The organism is Maribacter caenipelagi, from assembly GCF_004364175.1.
GTDB lineage: Bacteria > Bacteroidota > Bacteroidia > Flavobacteriales > Flavobacteriaceae > Maribacter > Maribacter caenipelagi.
In genome coordinates this window covers 134,803-157,440 of the sequence record NZ_SNZW01000019.1, presented here as the reverse complement: position 1 = coordinate 157,440, position 22,638 = coordinate 134,803, and the positions used below count along the sequence as shown (strand labels likewise).

Genomic DNA, 22,638 nt, shown 5'->3' with positions numbered 1-22,638 from the left:
CGTTTAAAAATCGTGTAATTCGTCTATTAGAACACTAAAAAGCATAGCCACCTAGGGCGGTTTAAAATAAAATACTATGACGCGTATGTCATTAAAAACAAGTGAATTAAAAAAAGCAGCCTAGAAATAGGCTGCTTTTTTATTTTTAAATTAAGTATTATCTATTCCTGAATAATAAACTCTGATCTTCTATTAACATCATGCTTTAATGCAGAACATTTTACCCCATCTGAGCACTCATTCAGTAATTTAGCCTCACCAAAACCTTCACTGACCAATCTATCTTTTGATATCCCTTTTTTAATCATATAGTTAACAGTAGACTCAGCCCTTTTTTGCGATAACCAAAGATTATAAGCCGCTGGGCCTCTACTATCCGTATGAGAATTCACCTTTAATTTCAAACTTGGGTATTTCTCCATCGCTGCTATTACCTTTTCAATCTCTACTTCTGAAACTTTTTTAATGTCATACTTATCGAAATCGAAATAAATGGTACTTAACTGTAGTAGTTTTGCTAAATCATCACCGAAGCCTGCTGTAATATTATCTCTTTCTAAATAGAAATCAATAATTTTTGGTTTTCCATCAGATACTCCTATATATTCTTCAAAAGGTACATAACCTTCCATTAGAGCCCTAACAAAATTGCCTTTCGTACAATCTAACTCAAGACTGTAGTTCCCTTCAGAATCAGTTATTGTAGACAACAATTCTTCATTATTTTCATCTATAACCTTAATCGTGGCCCCTACCAATACCTCGTTAGAAATTTTATCTCTTACTGTACCAGTTACCTTTTGTAGACAATCAAAAACCAAAGGTCGTGTTTCTGTAAAGCTATATATATCATCATAACCTAAACCTTCCTCTCGATTTGATGCTACGTAGCCAGTTCTTAACTCCTCATCGAAAATAAAAGTAAAATCATCACTGTTACTATTTACAGGTTTACCTACATTTAAAACCTTACCTGAAAAATCTTGTCTTTTTATTTTAGTCGCAAAAACATCTAAACCACCTAAACCAGGATGCCCGTCTGAAGAAAAATACAATATTTCTTCACTTGTAATATAAGGGAAAGTCTCCCTAGCTTCTGTATTGATATTTGAACCTAAATTCTGAGGGGTACCAAATGAACGATCTTCATTAATAGCAACCATATACAAATCTGATTCACCTAATGTACCTGGCATGTCTGAGGCAAAGTATAATATCTTTTCGTCAGGACTCAAAGCAGGATTTGCAACAGAATAAGAGTCACTATTAAAAGGTAACTCTTCAATCTCACCCCAAATACCCTCATCAGTTAATACAGCTCTTAAAACTTTAAGTCTAACTATGCCTTTATCGTCTTTTACCGTTTTCCTCTTTTCAGAATTATTTCGAGTGAAATACATCGTTTGACCATCTTTAGTGACTACAGATGTAGATTCATGATAACGTGTGTTCACATTATCATCAAGTTTTTTTACATGATTGATTGAAGAACTATCTGCGTTTACTTCATATAAATCTAAAAAGTCTTTAGCATTCCACGTATGGCGATATCTCGCAAAATTGCCTGTATCTCTATCGGAAGAAAATATTAATCCTTCTTTATAGAATGAAGGCGCGAAATCTGAATACGGAGAATTATACTCAAACGGACCTAAATTGTATCTACCAGAATTATGCTCAATTTCTGACATGAAATCACGGTCTTCATTAAATGCGTTAGCTCGACCATCACTCTTGGTAATCTCTATAAATTTATTCATCACATCACCAGAAGCATCATAATCTCCCAAAGTTTTAAGAGATTGTGCATACTTAAAATAGTCTTCTGCTGTAACGTCTGCCAAATAATCTGAAACGAGTTGTTTGTACGTTTCCGCAGCATCTTTATAATCAGCATTATAATAGTATGAATTACCTAACTTTCTAAGTAAATCTGCCGATACATAACCCTTATCCAAGACTTTTTTATAAATATCTATTGCCGGACTAAAAGAATACGAATCGAACTTCTCGTTTCCTTTTTCTATTAGACGTTCTTGAGCTTTGGTTAATCCTTGAAAGAATAACAATACTACTAAAATAAATTTTACTTTATGTTTCATAAATAAGTTTGCCATTTAGAAAAAACGAGGTGAAACCAGTCTTTGGAACGATTTTACCAATTCATATCTTAAAAGAACTTCAAATGATCCATCGTTGAATTGAGTACCCCCTAAATCTGTTGTTTCTCTATCATAAGCTAAACCAATCATCAATTGATCTGATATTTGAAAACCTGCCATTGCACTTACTGCCGCATCCCATCTGTATGCCGCTCCAAAAGTAAATTTCTCGTTGAACATGAAGTTTGCCGAAAAATCGACCTGCAATGGTGCACCACCAACCACTTTAGTCAGTAAAGCAGGTTTGAACTTTAAATTTCCGTTTAAATCAAAAACATACCCTGTAATTAAATAGAAGTTAATTCTGTCTTTAGACAAAAACTGAGTATCATTTGCGTCTTGTTGTGAACTATCAAAATGCTCCGTTTCAAATAAATTTGGCGCAGAAAGACCTGCATAAAATTTAGTTGAATGGTAGTAAAGACCAACACCTACATTAGGGGAAAACCTGTTTTCTATATTATCAGTCCTTACAACTTCCTCATCAAAATTTCGAAGCTGACTAAAGTCTAAATTCATTAAATTACCACCTGCTTTTAAACCAAATGACAATTTACCTTCGGCAGACACGTCAATTGTGTAGGAAATAACTGCATCAAAATAAGTTTCTTGAACAGCACCTTCACCTATTTCATCATTAACAATCGAAACTCCATAACCAAGTTTACTATTTCTAATAGGAGACTGAATATTAAGTGTTTGTGTTGAAGGTGCTCCTTCCAAACCTACCCATTGTGATCTATGTAAACCTGTAAGACTCAACTGCCCCCTTGAGCCAGCGTAAGCAGGATTAATACTCATTGTATTAAACATATACTGTGTATACTGGGCATCTTGTTGGGCAACGGCGCTACCAAATATTAGCAACAATCCTCCAAACAGGATTAAAAACTTATTTTTAATATTCATATTTATAAACTATTATCTACTGATATACAGATATTCACTATCCACATTACTTTCTCCCTCAAAGGTAGTATAATCAAATATATAGAAATATATTCCGGCCGGAAGATATTCATCTACACCTAACGTAGACCTTCCTCTTGATCTACCATCGAATACATTATTTTGATTATTATAATTTTCACCTTCATAGACCGCAACTCCCCATCTATTAAAGATTTTTAAAGTGCTGTTACGAATTTTATCTACGCCTCTAATAAATAAAAATTCATTTCTACCATCACCATTTGGAGTAACCATTTGATTTACTTCAATAGCATTATCATCTACATCTGTAGGGTCATTGTTAACCACTGTAATTTCGACTGTTGCGGTATCACAGTTTCCATCAGTATCACATACCGTATACTCGATAGTCTCCGTTCCTTCAAAACCATCGTTTGGCGTATACGTAATAGTATCGTCAGAAATATCATCAGGTGTTCCGCCATCGTTAATCTCCACTGTTCCATTTGATGGATCGGTTACAGTTAATGTACCGTCGCCAGGAATACCAAAATCATTATCCAATATATCTATATCGATTGGAGTATCAACTGGAGTAGATACAGAATCGTCTACAACATCTAAAGCTACAGGTTCGCCTACAGTAATTGTTACAGTTGCGGTATCACAGTTTCCATCAGTATCACATACCGTATACTCGATAGTCGCCGTTCCTTCAAAACCATCGTTTGGTGTATACGTAATAGTATCGTCAGAAATATCATCAGGTGTTCCGCCATCATTAATCTCAACAGTTCCATTTGATGGATCGGTCACAGTCAATGTACCATCGGTAGGGATACCAAAATCATTATCCAAAATATCTATTTCGATCGGAGTATCAATTGGTGTAGATATGGAATCGTCTACAACATCCAACTCCTCCATTGGTGCATTATCAGGATCTAAATAATCAGGAGTACCATCATTATCGGTATCATCGTTGGTAGGATCACCATCGTTGTTGACATCCTCGTCCGGAGTATCTATTCCGTCGCCATCGTCATCAAGGTCTCTAAAGTTGACATCTTCCGTACCATCCGTATCAGGAAGATCGTTGGCAGGATCGTTTATCTCATCGTTAACGTCGAAGCCATCGTTGACATCAGAACCTTCATAACCATCATCAAGGCCGTCACCATCAGTATCGACACCTGTATAGGTCTGATCAGGGATACCGTCAAAGTTGAAGTCATTGCCCTCATTGTTATCGGGTACAGAATCATTGTCACTGTCCAAATCTATATAATCCTCATTGTCGGCACCATCAGTATTCACAGGTACAAGCCCATCAGGATATGCACTGTTGACTCCATCATTGGATGCATACGTTGTAGCATCGTCATCGTTTGGCGCTATATATCCGTCAGTGGTCTGTGCCTCTACATTATCTGGAATCCCGTCGTTATCGCTATCGATATCCAAATGGTTCGGTATTCCATCATTGTCCGAATCCAAAGGATCCGTCAAAGGGTCGTTGTCACCATCTAGATTAGGATCCTCGACACTATCCAATATACCATCGTTATCGTCATCTAGATCTGCGCTATCGGCAACACCATCGCCATCAGTATCTGGTCCCGGACCGTCAGGATCTAAATAATCAGGAATGCCATCATTATCGCTATCGTCGTTGGTAGGGTCGCCATCGTTGTTGACATCCTCGTCCGGAGTATCTATTCCGTCGCCGTCATCGTCCAGATCCCTATAGTTGACATCTTCGGTACCATCCGTATCGGGCAGATCGTTCGCCGGATCGTTTATCTCATCGTTTACATCGAAGCCATCGTTGACATCAGAACCTTCGTAACCATCATCAAGGCCGTCACCATCCGTATCCACACCTGTAAAGGTCTGATCGGGAATTCCATCAAAGTTGAAGTCGTTACCCTCATTGTTATCGGGTACAGAATCATTATCACTGTCCAAATCTCTATAATCCTCATTGTCGGCACCATCAGTATTCACAGGTACAAGCCCATCAGGATATGCACTGTTGACTCCATCATTGGATGCATACGTTGTAGCATCGTCCTCGTTAGGGGCTATATATCCGTCAGTGGTCTGTGCCTCTACATTATCTGGAATCCCGTCGTTATCGCTATCGATATCCAAATGGTTCGGTATTCCATCATTGTCCGAATCCAAAGGATCCGACAAAGGGTCGTTGTCACCATCTAGATTAGGATCCTCGACACTATCCAATATACCATCGTTATCATCATCAAGGTCAGCACTGTCAGGAACTCCGTCACCATCGGTATCTGGCCCAGGACTGTCAGGATCTAAATAATCAGGAATGCCATCATTATCGGTATCATCGTTGGTAGGATCACCATCGTTGTTGACATCCTCGTCCGGAGTATCTATTCCGTCGCCATCATCATCAAGATCACGGTAATTTACATCTTCGGTACCATCAGTATCGGGCAGATCGTTGGCAGGGTCGTTGATTTCATCGTTAACGTCGAAGCCATCGTTGACATCCGAACCTTCATAACCATCATCAAGGCCGTCACCATCCGTATCCACACCTGTAAAGGTCTGATCAGGGATACCGTCAAAGTTGAAGTCGTTACCCTCGTTGTTATCCGGTACAGAATCGTTATCACTATCCAAGTCGATATAATCATCATTGTCCGTACCGTCCGTATTAACAGGTGTAAGTCCATCAAGATATGCACTATTGACACCATCGTTTGAAGCATACGTTGGGGCATCGTCCTCGTTTGGCGCTATATAACCGTCCGTAGTCTGTGCCTCAACATTATCCGGAATGCCATCATCGTCGCTATCGATATCGAAATGGTTCGGTATTCCATCATTGTCAGTATCCAAAGGATCTGTCAACGGATCGTTGTCACCATCTAAATTAGGGTCTTCGACACTGTCCAAAATACCATCGTTATCATCATCAAGATCAGCACTGTCAGGAACCCCGTCCCCATCGGTATCTGGTCCTAGTGTATTATCAACATCAAGGTAATCAGGTGTTCCATCATTATCCGTATCGTCATTTGTAGGGTCACCATCATTATTGGCATCCTCGTCAGGTGTATCTATTCCATCACCGTCATCGTCCAGATCCCTATAGTTGACATCTTCCGTTCCATCGGTATCGGGCAGATCGTTCGCAGGATCGTTTATCTCATCGTTAACGTCGAAGCCATCGTTAACATTAGAACCTTCATAACCATCATCAAGTCCGTCACCATCCGTATCTATACCAGTATATATCTGGTCAGGGATACCGTCAAAGTTAAAATCGTTACCTTCGTTACTATCAAGAACAAGATCATCATCACTATCAAAATCCTGATAATCTGGTTTATTCGGAGGAGGTGTACCATCAGTATTTACTGGTGTCAAACCACCAATATATGCACTGTTAATACCATTATTAAAGGTATAAGTTGCGCTATTATCAAGGTTTGGAGCAACATAACCAGCGGTCGTTTGTGCCTCAACGTTATCAGGTATACCGTCATTATCAGTATCTATATCAAGATGATTCGGTTTACCATCACCATCTCTATCATCTACTTTTACACCTTCAGCGCTACCAGGAGATTTTTCATAAATATCATCTAAACCATTACCATCGAAATCAAATCCTGATGCTGGTTTATACGTATGGAAATTCTGCCCTTCTAAATTGTCTAGAATACCATCATTATCTGAGTCAATATCTAAATAATCTGCAACACCGTCACAATCAGTATCCGTAGGATTAGTCGTATGATTGTGATCACCATCTAAATTTTTATCTTCATTTCTATCTATTATACCATCACCATCATCATCAATATCTTCCGAATCTAATACGCCATCACCATCTGTATCAATAGTATATGCAGTCGATAAATGGGGTTCTAGATTATTAATAATAGAAAAAGATGACGTCAACAATAGAACTGTTAAAATAGCTAATGCCTTTAAAGAAAAGAAGTCACGTAATGTCAAATTAATTTTACCCATATGTGTTAGTGTTTTACTAATCACCACGGCATTTGGAAAAGTTTTTCAATGTTCGTTATAAGAAAGTGGGGCAGTCTTATTAAACGGCTCTAAGATAAATCATAATTGAATCAACTCAAATTCTTTTTCGATTAACCCAGAAATTAAATGGGTGATCGGCAGAAAAAGCAATTTATCATAATTAAGAATATTTAACATTCCAATTTTATTTCCGATAGATTCTTTATAAAAGATCACTGAATATTGAAAATACGCATCTTTAAAAACTTAAATTCCATTAAATCAATTACATATAAAAAATATAATTTAAGATTATCGTTCTAAAAACCTAAATGTTAAGAATAGAAATTATATTACTTTTGCACAAATTTTCTATATGACCTTTAAGCAAGAAATAGAACGCAGAAGAACCTTTGGTATTATTTCTCACCCAGATGCAGGTAAAACGACATTAACTGAAAAATTATTACTATTTGGTGGTGCGATTCAAGAAGCAGGAGCTGTAAAAAATAATAAGATTAAAAAAACAGCAACTAGTGATTTCATGGAAATCGAAAGACAAAGAGGTATTTCGGTAGCCACTTCAGTTCTAGCTTTTAATTACAAAGGCAAAAAAATAAACATACTTGACACCCCTGGTCACAAAGATTTTGCCGAAGATACTTTTAGAACTTTAACCGCAGTTGATAGCGTTATTGTTGTAATCGATGTTGCCAAAGGTGTTGAGGAGCAAACCGTTAAATTAGTTGAAGTTTGTCGAATGCGTAAAATACCCATATTGGTATTTATAAATAAAATGGACAGGGAAGGTCAAGATGCTTTTGACCTACTAGATGAATTAGAACAAAAGCTCGGACTTTCGGTTACTCCATTAAGTTTCCCTATAGGTATGGGTTACGACTTTAAAGGTATCTACAATATTTTTGAAAAGAATATTAATCTCTTTAGTGGTGACAATAAAAAGAATATTGAGGAGACTATAGCATTTGATGATGTAACCAATCCTGAATTAGAAAAAATTATAGGTAGCAAGGCAGCAACTGAATTACGAGAAAACCTAGAATTGGTTTGGGGTGTCTACCCGAGTTTTGATAAAGAACTTTACTTAAAAGGGGAACAGCAACCCGTATTTTTTGGTTCTGCATTAAATAACTTTGGAGTACGGGAACTTTTAGACTGTTTTATTCAAATTGCCCCTACTCCACGCTCAAAGAATGCAGAAGAACGCCTTGTAGAAGCTAACGAAAAAGAAATGACAGGGTTTGTCTTTAAAATTCATGCCAATATGGATCCCAAGCACAGAGACCGTCTTGCTTTTATAAAAATTGTCTCTGGAACATTTGAACGTAACAAACCATATCTACATGTTAGAAATGGCAAAAACTTAAAATTCTCTAGTCCGAATGCATTTTTTGCAGAAAAGAAAGAAATAGTAGATATCTCGTTTCCTGGAGACATTGTAGGATTGCACGATACAGGTAATTTTAAAATAGGAGATACTTTGACCGAGGGAGAAAGTTTACATTACAAAGGTATCCCTAGCTTTTCTCCTGAACACTTCAGGTATATTAACAATGCTGATCCTATGAAGTCTAAACAACTTAATAAAGGCATTGACCAATTAATGGACGAAGGTGTTGCTCAATTATTCACCTTGGAATTAAATGGTAGAAAAATAATCGGAACAGTAGGAGCTTTACAGTTTGAAGTTATACAGTATAGGCTGGAGCATGAATATGGAGCGAAATGTAGCTACGAAAACTTTAATGTGTATAAAGCCTGTTGGGTGGGTACTGAAAACAGAAAAACTGATGAATTCAAAGAATTTGAACGAGTAAAACAAAAATTCTTAGCTAAAGACAAAAAAGGACAACTAGTCTTTCTAGCGGACTCTTCATTTTCGTTACAAATGACTCAACAAAAATATCCGTCGGTAAAATTTCATTTTACTTCTGAATTTGAATAAAAAAAACCCAACTCTAAAAGTTGGGCTTTTTTTTATGCTTCACCGGTCGGACCAAAATTGATTGGTATCGAAGGTTGCTCATAATCTTTTATTGTTCCATTAGCTTTTTCAAAACGCTGAACATTATCATTCAATGCCTTTAAAAACTTTTTAGCATGCTGCGGAGTAAGAATAATTCTACTCTTGACCTTTGCCTTTGGGGCTCCTGGCATCATACTTATGAAATCAACTACAAATTCAGAAACTGAATGATTGATTATGGCTAGATTAGAATAAATTCCTTCTGCCATCTTCTCGTCCAATTCAATATTTATTTGCTTTTGATTCGGATTCTTATTGTCACTCATATTATAGTTTTATTAAAAAAATAACCCCCAAATAAAATTTGAGGGTTAATATAAAATTAGAATCTTAATGCCTCTTTTCTGGCCATTATTTCATCATATTCTTCTTTGGATCCAACGATAATGCTATCGTAGTCTCTCATACCCGTACCAGCCGGAATCTTATGACCAACGATTACATTTTCCTTAAGACCTTCTAAGGTATCAATCTTACCACTTACAGCAGCTTCATTCAATACTTTAGTTGTTTCTTGGAACGATGCAGCAGAAATAAATGATTTTGTTTGTAACGATGCTCTTGTAATACCCTGAAGAATTGGAGTAGCCGTTGCCGATACAGCATCTCTTGCTTCAACCAACGCCTTATCACCTCGTCTCAATAAAGAATTCTCATCTCTCAACTCTCTTGGAGTTACAATTTGACCTGGTTTAAGGTTATCAGAATCACCCGCTTCCATTACTACTTTCTTACCAAATATTTCATCATTTTCCTTAATGAAATCATCTTTATGAATCAATTGATTCTCTAAGAAGATAGTATCACCCGGATCTTGAATTCTTACTTTACGCATCATCTGTCTAACAACTACTTCGAAGTGCTTATCATTAATCTTCACACCTTGCAGTCTATAAACTTCTTGAACTTCATTTACTAAGTACTGTTGTACTGCAGAAGGACCTTTAATTGCTAAGATATCTTCTGGAGTAATTGAACCATCTGACAATGGCATACCTGCTCTTACATAATCATTTTCTTGTACTAAGATTTGATTAGAAAGTTTTACAAGATATTTCTTCACCTCACCTAATTTAGACTCAATGATGATTTCTCTATTACCTCTCTTAATCTTACCAAAAGAAACAACACCGTCAATTTCAGATACAACAGCTGGGTTCGATGGATTTCTAGCTTCGAATAATTCAGTTACTCTTGGAAGACCACCAGTAATATCACCTGCTTTTGCAGATTTACGTGGAATCTTAACCAAAATTTTACCTTCTTTAATCTTATCGCCATCATCTACCATAATGTGAGAACCTACAGGTAGGTTATACGAACGTAATGTTTCACCTTTAGCATCTTGAATCAATAATGTTGGAATCAACTTCTTGTTTCTAGATTCAGAAATTACTTTCTCTTGGAAACCGGTCTGCTCATCAATTTCAACTTGATAAGTTACACCTTGTTCGATATTCTCATAAGCTATCTTACCTGGGAATTCTGAAACGATAACACCGTTATATGGATCCCAAGAACAAATAACATCACCTTTAGTAACCTTTGCCCCGTTTTCAATAAATAATTGAGAACCGTAAGGAATATTACTTGTACTCAAAGTAATACCTGTTTTAGCGTCAACTACTTTTATTTCACTAGTTCTAGAGATCACAATTTCAGCAGGTTTACCGTCTGAACCTTCTCCAGTTACTGTTCTTAAATCTTCAATTTCAGCAACACCAGAGAACCTTACTTCTAGTTTATTATCTTCAGAAATGTTACCTGCAATACCACCTACGTGGAATGTTCTAAGTGTAAGCTGTGTACCTGGCTCCCCAATTGATTGAGCAGCAACAACACCAACGGCCTCACCTCTTTGAACCATTTTATTAGTAGAAAGATTTCTACCATAACATTTCGCACAAATTCCTTTTTCAGCCTCACATGTAAGTGCCGAGCGAACTTCGATTTTCTCAACCGGAGAACCTTCAACTCTCTTCACATCAACTTCCATAATTTGTTGACCAGCCTGAAGAATTAACTCTTCAGTCATTGGGTTATACACATCATGTAAAGAAACACGTCCTAAAATTCTTTCACCTAGAGATTCAACAATCTCTTCATTCTTTTTAAGTGCCTGAACTTCTACACCTCTAAGAGTTTCACAATCTTCAGTGTTAATGATAACATCTTGCGAAACATCAACCAATCTTCTAGTCAAGTAACCTGCATCAGCCGTTTTCAAAGCGGTATCTGCAAGACCCTTACGAGCTCCGTGAGTAGAAATAAAGTATTCAAGAATAGAAAGACCTTCTTTAAAGTTAGAAAGAATCGGGTTTTCAATAATTTCACCACCACCGGCAGTAGATTTTTTAGGCTTAGCCATCAAACCACGCATACCTGTCAACTGACGAATTTGCTCCTTAGAACCCCTTGCACCAGAATCAAGCATCATATACACCGAATTGAAACCTTGCTGATCCTCACGGATACGCTTCATAGCCAACTCTGTTAATTGAGCGTTAGTAGATGTCCAAACATCAATAACCTGATTATATCTTTCATTGTTGGTTATAAGACCCATGTTATAATTAGCCATAATACCGTCAACTTGAACATTGGCTTCACCAATCATGTCCATCTTTTCAGCAGGAATAATAATATCCCCCAAACTAAAGGACAATCCACCTTTAAAAGCGAATTCATAACCCATCGTTTTAATCTTATCCAAGAATGCGGCAGTAACTGGTACACTTGTTACCGCTAAAATATCTCCAATAATATTTCTTAAAGCTTTTTTGTTTAAAACTTGGTTAATATAACCAGCTGCTTCTGGCACGTGATTGTTAAATAATACACGACCAACAGTAGTAGGTATAATTTTATTAACCAACTCACCCTCCTCATTAAAATCTTTTGCTCTAACTTTTATTCCCGCATTCAGATTAACCATGCCTTCATTGAAAGCAATCTCAACCTCTTCTGCTGAATAAAAAGTTAAACCTTCGCCAATAATTGGAACTTCTGGTGTTGACTTACGCTCTTTGGTCATGTAATACAGACCCAAGACCATATCCTGTGATGGTACCGTAATAGGTGAACCGTTCGCAGGGTTTAATATATTCTGAGAAGCAAGCATCAATAATTGCGCTTCTAAGATTGCCTCTGGTCCTAATGGTAAGTGAACCGCCATTTGATCCCCATCAAAATCCGCATTAAATGCAGTACATGCCAATGGGTGAAGACGAATTGCTTTACCTTCAATTAATTTAGGTTGGAATGCTTGAATACCTAAACGGTGTAACGTAGGAGCCCTGTTTAATAATACTGGGTGACCTTTCAATACATTTTCTAAAATATCCCAAACTACAGGCTCTTTCTTGTCTATAATTTTCTTAGCGGACTTCACTGTTTTTACAATACCTCTTTCAATCAGTTTTCTGATAACAAAAGGTTTGTACAATTCAGCTGCCATATCTTTTGGAAGCCCACATTCATATAAGTTCAGTTCTGGTCCAACAACAATTACCGAACGTGCAGAATAATCAACACGCTTACCAAGTAAGTTTTGACGGAAACGACCTTGCTTACCTTTCAATGAATCTGAAAGTGATTTCAATGGTCTGTTAGACTCAGTTTTTACAGCAGATGCCTTTCTCGTGTTATCGAACAAAGAATCGACAGCTTCCTGAAGCATACGTTTTTCATTACGTAAAATTACCTCTGGTGCTTTTATCTCTACTAATCTTTTTAAACGATTGTTACGAATAATAACCCTTCTATAAAGATCATTTAAATCAGAAGTCGCAAAACGACCACCATCTAATGGAACTAATGGACGTAATTCTGGTGGTATAACCGGAATTACTTTCATAATCATCCATTCTGGCTCGTTTTCTCTATTTTCTTGAGATTCTCTTAACGCCTCTACAACCTGTAAACGTTTTAATGCTTCAGTTTTACGTTGCTTAGAAGTTTCAGTATTTGCCTTATGTCGTAACTCGAAAGAAAGTTCTTTAAGATTGATTCTACCTAACAAATCTATTAAACACTCTGCTCCCATCTTAGCTATAAACTTGTTTGGGTCAGAATCTTCTAAATATTGGTTCTCTTGAGGAATGGTATCAACAATATTTAAATACTCTTCTTCAGTTAAGAAATCCATTTTTTGAATTTCTTCACCTTCAGGACCTTTAGCAATACCTGGTTGAATTACTACATAACGCTCGTAGTAAATAATCATATCCAATTTCTTGGAAGGTAAACCTAATAGGTATCCTATTTTGTTCGGTAAAGAACGGAAATACCAAATATGGGCAACTGGTACTACCAAGTTAATATGACCTACACGGTCTCTACGTACTTTTTTCTCGGTAACCTCTACACCACAACGGTCACAAACGATACCACGGTAGCGAATACGCTTATATTTTCCACAAGCACATTCGTAATCCTTTACAGGACCAAAAATACGCTCACAGAACAAACCATCACGTTCTGGTTTGTGAGTTCTATAGTTAATTGTTTCAGGCTTTAAAACTTCACCTCTAGACTCTGCCAAAATAGATTCTGGCGAAGCTAATCCTATTGAAATTTTATCGAACCTTTTTACTGGGTTATTATCTTTTATTCTAGCCATAATAGCGTGCTGATAATGTTTTAATTTGTTTTACTTAATAGTTCTTGAATATAAAATATTGAACTATTCCTCAAGTCTAATATCCAAACCTAATCCCTTAAGTTCGTGCATTAAAACGTTGAAAGATTCTGGTAAACCAGGCTCAGGCATAGTTTCACCTTTAACGATAGATTCATAGGTTTTAGCTCTTCCGATAACATCATCAGATTTAACCGTTAAAATCTCACGTAAAGTTGCAGATGCACCATATGCTTCAAGTGCCCATACTTCCATCTCTCCAAAACGCTGACCACCAAATTGAGCTTTACCACCCAATGGTTGTTGTGTTATTAAAGAATATGGTCCTATAGAACGTGCATGCATCTTATCATCTACCATGTGACCAAGTTTCAACATATAAATTACACCTACTGTTGCAGGTTGATCAAAACGTTGTCCAGTTCCACCATCATATAAGTATGTATGTCCAAATCTTGGAATACCTGCTTCGTCGGTGTAAGTATTAATTTGATCTAATGTAGCACCATCAAAAATTGGCGTTGCATACTTTCTACCAAGCTTTAGACCTGCCCAACCTAATACGGTTTCATAAATTTGACCAATGTTCATACGAGAAGGTACACCCAATGGATTAAGAACGATATCAACCGGAGTTCCATCTTCTAAGAATGGCATGTCTTCATGACGTACTATTCTAGATACAATACCTTTGTTACCGTGTCTACCTGCCATTTTATCACCAACTTTCAGCTTACGCTTCTTAGCAATATAAACTTTAGCCAACTTCATAATACCAGCTGGTAACTCATCACCAACAGATATGGTAAACTTATCTCTTCTCAAGTTACCTTGTAAATCGTTAAGTTTAATTTTATAGTTATGAAGTAAATCTGCTACTAATGAATTTGTATCGTTATCTGTAGTCCAGCTTCCACCAACTAAGTGAGCGAAATCATCAACAGAATTTAACATTTTCATCGTATACTTCTTACCCTTAGGTAATACTTCTTCACCTAAATCATTAAGAACACCTTGAGAAGTTTTACCATTTACTATAGTAAACAATTTCTCAACAAGAACATCTTTCAATTCTTGGAATTTCACTTCGTATTCTAATTCTAATTTAGAAAGTTCCTCTTTATCTTCAGAACGTTTTCTCTTATCTTTTACCGATCTAGAGAATAATTTCTTATCAATAACAACACCTCTTAAAGAAGGTGAAGCTTTTAAAGACGCATCTTTTACATCACCAGCTTTGTCACCAAAAATAGCACGTAATAATTTTTCTTCAGGAGTTGGATCAGATTCACCTTTTGGAGTAATCTTACCAATTAGAATATCACCAGGCTTAACCTCTGCACCAATTCTAATCATACCATTTTCATCAAGGTCTTTGGTAGCCTCTTCAGAAACATTCGGTATATCATGTGTAAGCTCTTCAGCTCCTAATTTAGTATCTCTAACATCTAAAGAATACTCATCAACATGTATAGATGTGAATATATCTTCACGAACAACTTTTTCAGATATTACAATTGCATCCTCAAAGTTATAACCTTTCCAAGGCATAAAAGCTACCACTAAGTTTCTACCTAGTGCTAATTCTCCTTTTTCAGTTGCATAACCTTCACAAAGAACTTGACCTTTCTTAACTCTATCACCTTTTTGAACAATTGGTTTTAGGTTAATGTTCGTTCCTTGGTTAGTTTTTCTAAACTTAACTAAGAAATAAGTTTTGCTATCATCTTCAAAGCTAATCAACCTTTCGTTATCAGTTCTATCATATTTGATAGTAACTTTCTGAGCATCTACATACTCTATAACACCATCACCTTCTGCATTAATCAAGACTCTAGAATCTGAAGCAACTTGACGCTCTAAACCTGTTCCAACAATCGGTGATTGTGGTTTCAATAAAGGAACTGCCTGGCGCATCATGTTAGATCCCATCAATGCCCTGTTCGCATCATCATGTTCCAAGAAAGGAATTAAAGATGCAGATATAGATGCAATTTGATTAGGAGCAACATCAGTATATTGAATTTCAGATGGATCAACAACAGGGAAATCGCCTTCTTCTCTAGCAATAACCTTTTCCGCATCAATAGTGCCATCTTCTTTCATAGGAATGTTTGCCTGCGCAATTTTCATTCCCTCTTCTTCTTCTGCACTTAAATAAGTAAAGTTCTTATAATCAACAACAGAATCAGTTACTTTTCTATAAGGAGTCTCTAAGAAGCCCATAGGGTTTACTTTCGCAAACACAGATAATGAAGATATCAAACCAATGTTCGGACCTTCTGGAGTTTCAATAGGACATAAACGACCGTAGTGCGTATAGTGAACATCACGTACTTCGAAACCAGCACGTTCTCTTGACAAACCACCTGGGCCTAATGCCGATAACCTTCTTTTGTGCGTAATCTCTGCTAATGGATTCGTTTGATCCATAAACTGAGATAACTGGTTCGTACCAAAGAAAGAATTAATAACAGAAGACAATGTCTTAGCATTAATCAAATCTATAGGTGTAAATACTTCGTTATCACGAACGTTCATACGCTCACGAATTGTTCTTGCCATACGCGCAAGACCAACACCAAATTGAGAAGATAATTGTTCTCCTACAGTTCTAACACGACGATTAGAAAGGTGGTCAATATCATCAATCTCAGCTTTTGAGTTAATTAACTCAATTAAATATTTAATAATAGTTATGATATCTTCTTTGGTCAAGACTTGCTTATCCATTCCAATATCCAACTGTAATTTCTTGTTCATTCTATAACGACCAACTTCACCTAAGTTGTAACGTTGATCAGAGAAGAATAATTTATCGATTATACCACGTGCTGTTTCCTCATCTGGCGGCTCAGCATTACGTAATTGACGGTAGATATGCTCAACAGCTTCCTTTTCTGAATTTGTTGGATCCTTCTGTAATGTGTTATGAATTATAGCGTAATCAGATTGCGCATTATTTTCTTTATGTAAAAGAATAGTTTTTACATCTGCATCTATAATCTCAGCAATATGCTCTTTCTCTAGAATCGTATCACGATCTAAAACGATTTCATTACGCTCAATAGATACTACCTCACCAGTATCCTCATCAACAAAATCCTCATGCCATGTATTCAAAACTCTAGCCGCTAATTTACGACCAAGTACTTTTTTAAGTCCGGCATTAGAAACCTTCACTTCTTCCGAAAGGTCAAAAATCTCTAATATATCTTTATCACGCTCAAAACCAATAGCTCTGAACAATGTAGTTACCGGTAATTTTTTCTTTCTATCGATATAAGCATACATAACGCCATTAATATCGGTAGCGAATTCTATCCAAGAACCTTTAAAAGGTATTACTCTTGCAGAATATAATTTTGTTCCATTTGCATGAAATGACTGTCCAAAGAATACACCAGGAGAACGGTGTAACTGAGAAACAACTACCCTTTCTGCACCATTGATAACGAAAGTACCACTCGGCGTCATATAAGGAATCGTACCTAAATACACATCTTGTACAATTGTCTCGAAATCCTCATGTTCAGGATCCGTACAATACAATTTCAAACGTGCTTTTAAAGGAACGCTGTATGTAAGACCACGTTCGATACATTCTTGAATAGAATATCTTGGTGGATCTATGAAATAATCTAAAAATTCCAATACAAACTGATTTCTAGTATCAGTGATTGGAAAGTTTTCCATGAAGGTATTATAAAGACCTTCATTACCTCTTTCATCTGATTTAGTCTCTAGTTGAAAAAAGTCTTGGAAAGATTTAATCTGAATATCTAAGAAATCCGGGTAATCCGGTGTGTTTCTTGCGGAAGCGAAGCTTATTCTTTCAGTATTATTTGTGAACATCTACGGACAGTGTTTTGATCGTGAGTACTAAATGAGTAGTATACATCTTAATATACCTAATTCTATAAAAAGGCTTAGGTCTAACCGCAAAAAGCGAGAAGACCTAAACCAAAAGTAATATGGTTGTTGCTATTATTTAAGCTCAACTTCTGCTCCAGCTTCTTCCAATGATTTTTTGATACCTTCTGCCTCATCTTTAGTAACACCTTCTTTAACAGCTTTTGGTGCGCTATCAACGATATCTTTCGCATCTTTCAAACCTAAACCAGTTAATTCTTTAACCAATTTAACAACTGCTAATTTAGAAGCACCTGCTGCTTTCAAAATTACATCAAATTCAGTTTTTTCTTCTGCTGCTTCACCAGCTTCACCACCACCACCGGCAGCTACCGCTACTGCTGCTGCTGCAGGCTCAATACCGTATTCATCTTTTAATATATCAGCTAACTCGTTTACTTCTTTAACTGTTAAGTTTACTAATTGTTCTGCGAAATCTTTTAAATCTGCCATTTTCTATCGTTTAATAAAATTTTTAAAATATACTTAGTTTATTGTGCGTACTTATCTTTCAGATAATGTTTTTAGGATTCCAGCGATTTTTCCACCACCAGATTTAAGACCAGAAATAACATTCTTGGCTGGAGATTGTAACAATCCAATTATTTCACCAATCATTTCTTCCTTAGACTTAATGCTAACTAAAGCATCCAAGTTTTCATCACCTATGTAAATTGCTTCTTCAACAAAAGCACCCTTTAATAAAGGTTTCTTAGATTTTTTTCTAAAATTCTTTATCAATTTTGCAGGAGCATTGGCTACATCAGAAAACATAAGAGATGTATTCCCTTTTAATGTTTCTGGTAATTCGCCAAATTCTTTCTCTGAAGCTTCCATTGCCTTTGCAAGCAATGTATTCTTAACTACAGCTAGTCTAATATTTGCTTTAAAACAAGCTCTTCTTAAATCAGAAGTTGTACCTGCGTCTAAACCTGAAATATCAGCCACATAAATTGTGGTGCTATCTGCCAACTGCGTAGTCAAATCTTTTATAACCGTTGCTTTTTCTTCTCTTGTCATACTTTTAATTTTTAACTACCAGTTGTTAAACTGACTTTGGATCTAATTGCAAACTAGGACTCATAGTGCTAGACATGAAAATTGTTTTCATATAAACACCTTTTGCCGCTGTTGGCTTCATCTTATTCAAAGTATCTAACAACTCCCTAGCATTATCTGCTATCTTATCAGCAGAAAAAGAAGCTTTACCTATCGCAGCGTGTACGATACCAGTTTTATCAACTTTAAAATCTATTTTACCTGCCTTTACTTCAGATACAGCTTTAGCTACATCCATAGTTACAGTTCCTGTTTTTGGATTAGGCATCAAACCTCTTGGACCTAATACTCGACCTAAAGGACCTAATTTACCCATTACACTTGGCATTGTGATGATAACATCAACATCTGTCCAACCGCTTTTAATTTTCTCCAAATACTCATCTAAACCAACATAGTCAGCACCTGCTTCTTGAGCCTCTGCTTCTTTGTCTGGTGTTACCAAAGCCAAAACCTTAACATCTTTACCGGTACCATGAGGTAGTGTAACTACACCACGTACCATTTGATTAGCTTTTCTTGGATCTACACCCAAACGAACCGCTAAATCTACAGATGCATCAAATTTTGTATTGGTTATCTCTTTAATTAAAGCTGAAGCTTCTGTAACAGAGTATAATTTATCTTTCTCTATTTTAGAATGCGCTTCTTTTTGCTTCTTAGTTAACTTTGCCATTTAATTACTTTTAAGATTTTAAAAAGGTTTCTTTCCTGCTACCTTCATACCCATAGAACGTGCAGTACCCGCTATCATACTCATAGCAGATTCTACTGTAAATGCGTTAAGGTCAACCATTTTATCTTCGGCGATTGCCTTGATTTGGTCCCAGGTAACACTACCTAATTTTACTCTGTTAGGTTCGCCAGATCCTTTTTTAATCTTAGCCGCTTCCAATAGCTGAATTGCCGCCGGTGGAGTTTTTACAACGAAGTCGAAAGACTTATCCTTGTAAACGGTGATAACAACTGGTAAAATTTTACCTGGTTTGTCCTGCGTACGAGCATTAAATTGCTTACAGAATTCCATTATGTTAACACCAGCAGCTCCTAAGGCAGGTCCAACCGGTGGCGATGGATTCGCTGCACCTCCCTTAACTTGTAGTTTAACTACTTTACCTATTTCTTTTGCCATTGTTTAAAATTAAATTGAAAGTGTGTTTACGGAAGCAACACTACTTTAATTATATGTATGTAACACTTACTCTAAATACTTATACTTTTTCTACTTGCATATAACTAAGCTCCAAAGGTGTTTTTCTTCCGAAAATTTTCACCATAACTTCAAGCTTACGTTTTTCTTCATTTATCTTCTCAACAGTACCATTGAAGCCATTAAAAGGACCATCAATTACTTTTACCGTTTCACCAAACACAAATGGAATAGAAACACTATCTGTATTAACAGCTAGTTCATCTACCTTACCAAGCATTCTATTTACTTCATTTTTTCTCAAAGGAACAGGATCCCCTCCTTTTGTTTCCCCTAAAAAACCTATAACATTTGTTATAGACCTAATAATATGAACCATCTCTCCACCTAAATTGGCTTTGATCATGATATACCCAGGAAAATAAACTCTTTCTTTATTTATCTTCTTGCCATTTCTAATCTGAATAACCTTTTCAGTTGGAACAAGAACATCTTCTAAATAGTCAGAGAAACCATGACGCTCTACCTCACTCTCAATATATCCTTTGATCTTATTCTCTTGACCACTGACAGCTCTTACAACGTACCATTTTTTATCCAATACTTCTGACATAGTCCTATCTAGTTTAATACGAAGTTGAAATAAGATTTAATCACTTTACTAAAGACCGTATCTACTCCCCAAGTTGCCAAGGCAAAAAGGATAGAAAACACAGCTACAATAACCATCAAGTTAGATGATTCTGCACGTGATGGAAGAGTAACATTATTCCTCAACTCTTCAACGGATTCTTTTATATATGTGAACATTTAAATTCTTTTTACAATTTCAACAAATAGGATACCTATATTCCAAATTCTATTGTGGCACGGGAGGAGAGACTCGAACTCCCGACACCTGGTTTTGGAGACCAGTGCTCTACCAACTGAGCTACACCCGTATAAATAGCGATTATTAAATCACCTATTCTATTATTTGCATGTAAAGGTGTCCCGCTTGAGCAAGACACCCTTATATACAATACCTATTTTAGATTAAAATTAATCTATAATCTTAGTTACTTGACCAGCACCTACTGTTCTACCACCTTCACGGATAGCGAAACGAAGACCTACGCTTAATGCGATTGGCTGAATCAATTCAACTGTAATTGTTAAGTTATCACCAGGCATAACCATTTCAACTCCTGAAGGAAGTGCAATATTACCTGTTACATCCGTTGTTCTTACGTAGAACTGAGGACGATAGTTATTATGAAATGGTGTATGACGACCACCTTCTTCTTTTTTCAATACATAAACCTCAGCTTCAAATTTAGCATGCGGTTTAACAGAACCTGGCTTACAGATTACCATTCCACGGCTAATTTGAGATTTTTCAACACCTCTTAACAAGATACCTACGTTATCACCAGCCTCACCTCTATCTAATATCTTACGGAACATTTCAACCCCAGTAATAGTAGAGTTCAATTTCTCAGCACCCATACCAATAATCTCAACAGGATCACCAGTGTTAGCTATACCAGTTTCTATACGACCAGTTGCAACAGTACCACGACCAGTAATAGTAAATACATCTTCAACAGGCATTAAGAAATCCTTATCAACATCTCTTTTAGGAAGCTCGATCCAATCATCAACAGCAGCCATCAATTCCATTACAGTATCAACCCACTTTTGCTCACCATTCAATGCACCTAATGCAGAACCAGCGATTACCGGTCCATTATCACCATCATACTCATAAAAAGAAAGCAATTCTCTTACTTCCATTTCAACAAGCTCGATCAACTCCTCATCATCAACCATATCCACTTTGTTCATGAATACAACGATTCTTGGAATACCAACCTGACGACCCAATAAGATGTGCTCACGTGTTTGTGGCATAGGACCATCTGTAGCAGCAACAACTAATATAGCACCATCCATTTGAGCAGCACCAGTAACCATGTTCTTCACATAATCCGCGTGACCAGGACAGTCAACGTGTGCATAGTGACGGTTAGCTGTAGAATACTCTACGTGTGATGTGTTAATTGTAATACCTCTTTCTTTTTCCTCAGGAGCGTTATCGATAGAATCGAAACTTCTCAATTCAGAAAGACCTGCATTTGCCAAAACAGTAGTAATAGCAGCAGTCAATGTAGTTTTACCGTGATCCACGTGTCCAATAGTACCTATATTTAAGTGCGGTTTGGAACGATCGAAAGTTTCCTTTGCCATGTTTAATGTATTTTATTCTTAGTTTATATTAGTGTACAAATTTATACCTTAATTGAGCCAATGACGAGAATTGAACTCGTGACCTCTTCCTTACCAAGGAAACGCTCTACCCCTGAGCTACACCGGCGTAAAGTGTCGAACCCACCCAAAAGATAGATTCCTGCCTTCGCAGGGATGACATTACTGTCAAATTTATAGAGCGGGAGACCGGGTTCGAACCGGCGACATTCAGCTTGGAAGGCTGACGCTCTACCAACTGAGCTACTCCCGCTTATAATATTACAATATTTCAATAAAACCCTCTAAAAAATAGTATTGTGGGGAGAGCAGGATTCGAACCTGCGAAGACGTAGTCAGCAGATTTACAGTCTGCCCTCGTTGGCCGCTTGAGTATCTCCCCTCAAACTATTATTTTAAAGAACTTAAGAGCCGATGGAGGGACTCGAACCCACGACCTGCTGATTACAAATCAGCTGCTCTAGCCAGCTGAGCTACATCGGCTTATTTCACG

14 protein-coding genes and 5 tRNA genes are annotated in these 22,638 nt (G+C 36.8%); 1 reads left to right on the top strand and 18 read right to left on the bottom strand.

All coding sequences use genetic code 11. From position 1 onward, the window contains the following. Nucleotides 1–161: 161 nt before the first annotated feature. The 3 genes from DFQ03_RS17985 to DFQ03_RS17975 are packed head-to-tail and all read right to left on the bottom strand — an operon-like array spanning nt 162 to nt 7,091. Nucleotides 162–2,102 carry an OmpA family protein gene (locus tag DFQ03_RS17985; RefSeq protein ID WP_133674615.1) on the bottom strand — a complete coding sequence of 647 codons (1,941 nt, stop codon included), beginning with the start codon at nt 2,100–2,102 and terminating at the stop codon, nt 162–164. 15 nt (nt 2,103–2,117) lie between these two features. Then, nucleotides 2,118–3,071, bottom strand: coding sequence for a PorP/SprF family type IX secretion system membrane protein (locus tag DFQ03_RS17980; protein ID WP_133674614.1), 954 nt, complete (start codon nt 3,069–3,071; stop codon nt 2,118–2,120). Nucleotides 3,072–3,083: 12 nt separating this feature from the next. Then, nucleotides 3,084–7,091, bottom strand: a complete 4,008-nt coding sequence (locus DFQ03_RS17975; protein ID WP_243834539.1) for an Ig-like domain-containing protein — start codon at nt 7,089–7,091, stop codon at nt 3,084–3,086. A 376-nt stretch (nt 7,092–7,467) separates the two neighbouring features. On the opposite strand from DFQ03_RS17975, the gene DFQ03_RS17970 reads away from it, so the two are divergent. Beyond that, complete coding sequence (locus DFQ03_RS17970; RefSeq protein WP_133674613.1) at nt 7,468–9,057, top strand: peptide chain release factor 3; 1,590 nt, start codon at nt 7,468–7,470, stop codon at nt 9,055–9,057. Nucleotides 9,058–9,089: 32 nt separating this feature from the next. Here the strand turns inward: DFQ03_RS17970 and DFQ03_RS17965 are convergent, their stop codons facing one another. From DFQ03_RS17965 to DFQ03_RS17895, 15 genes are all read right to left on the bottom strand, one after another. After that, nucleotides 9,090–9,404: a DUF3467 domain-containing protein gene (locus DFQ03_RS17965; RefSeq protein WP_133674612.1), complete on the bottom strand. Its 315-nt coding sequence runs from the start codon at nt 9,402–9,404 to the stop codon at nt 9,090–9,092. Between the two features lie 56 nt (nt 9,405–9,460). After that, a complete protein-coding gene (gene rpoC / locus DFQ03_RS17960) occupies nt 9,461–13,759 on the bottom strand; it encodes a DNA-directed RNA polymerase subunit beta' (RefSeq protein ID WP_133674611.1) in 4,299 nt (1,432 codons plus the stop codon). A 63-nt stretch (nt 13,760–13,822) separates the two neighbouring features. Next, nucleotides 13,823–17,632 carry a DNA-directed RNA polymerase subunit beta gene (gene rpoB, locus DFQ03_RS17955; RefSeq protein WP_133674610.1) on the bottom strand — a complete coding sequence of 1,270 codons (3,810 nt, stop codon included), beginning with the start codon at nt 17,630–17,632 and terminating at the stop codon, nt 13,823–13,825. Nucleotides 17,633–17,764: 132 nt separating this feature from the next. Continuing rightward, a complete protein-coding gene (gene rplL / locus DFQ03_RS17950) occupies nt 17,765–18,142 on the bottom strand; it encodes a 50S ribosomal protein L7/L12 (protein WP_133674609.1) in 378 nt (125 codons plus the stop codon). 51 nt (nt 18,143–18,193) lie between these two features. Beyond that, a complete protein-coding gene (rplJ, locus tag DFQ03_RS17945; protein ID WP_073247354.1) occupies nt 18,194–18,709 on the bottom strand; it encodes a 50S ribosomal protein L10 in 516 nt (171 codons plus the stop codon). A gap of 25 nt (nt 18,710–18,734) precedes the next feature. Further along, complete coding sequence (gene rplA / locus DFQ03_RS17940) at nt 18,735–19,424, bottom strand: 50S ribosomal protein L1 (RefSeq protein WP_133674608.1); 690 nt, start codon at nt 19,422–19,424, stop codon at nt 18,735–18,737. A gap of 18 nt (nt 19,425–19,442) precedes the next feature. Beyond that, nucleotides 19,443–19,880 (bottom strand): 50S ribosomal protein L11, encoded by a 438-nt coding sequence (gene rplK / locus DFQ03_RS17935; RefSeq protein WP_027067854.1) that lies wholly within the window; start codon nt 19,878–19,880, stop codon nt 19,443–19,445. Between the two features lie 79 nt (nt 19,881–19,959). After that, a complete protein-coding gene (gene nusG / locus DFQ03_RS17930) occupies nt 19,960–20,511 on the bottom strand; it encodes a transcription termination/antitermination protein NusG (RefSeq protein ID WP_133674607.1) in 552 nt (183 codons plus the stop codon). Between the two features lie 8 nt (nt 20,512–20,519). Further along, nucleotides 20,520–20,708: a preprotein translocase subunit SecE gene (secE, locus tag DFQ03_RS17925; RefSeq protein WP_036155945.1), complete on the bottom strand. Its 189-nt coding sequence runs from the start codon at nt 20,706–20,708 to the stop codon at nt 20,520–20,522. Between the two features lie 55 nt (nt 20,709–20,763). Next, nucleotides 20,764–20,839 (bottom strand) — tRNA-Trp (locus DFQ03_RS17920). Nucleotides 20,840–20,939: 100 nt separating this feature from the next. Beyond that, on the bottom strand, nt 20,940–22,127 hold the full coding sequence (gene tuf / locus DFQ03_RS17915; protein ID WP_036155947.1) for an elongation factor Tu: 1,188 nt from the start codon (nt 22,125–22,127) through the stop codon (nt 20,940–20,942). 55 nt (nt 22,128–22,182) lie between these two features. Continuing rightward, nucleotides 22,183–22,254 (bottom strand) — tRNA-Thr (locus DFQ03_RS17910). A gap of 71 nt (nt 22,255–22,325) precedes the next feature. Next, a tRNA-Gly gene (locus DFQ03_RS17905) sits at nt 22,326–22,398 on the bottom strand. Between the two features lie 47 nt (nt 22,399–22,445). After that, nucleotides 22,446–22,527: transfer RNA gene (locus DFQ03_RS17900), tRNA-Tyr, on the bottom strand. A 27-nt stretch (nt 22,528–22,554) separates the two neighbouring features. Beyond that, nucleotides 22,555–22,628, bottom strand: a tRNA-Thr gene (locus DFQ03_RS17895). Between the last annotated feature and the right edge of the window lie 10 nt (nt 22,629–22,638).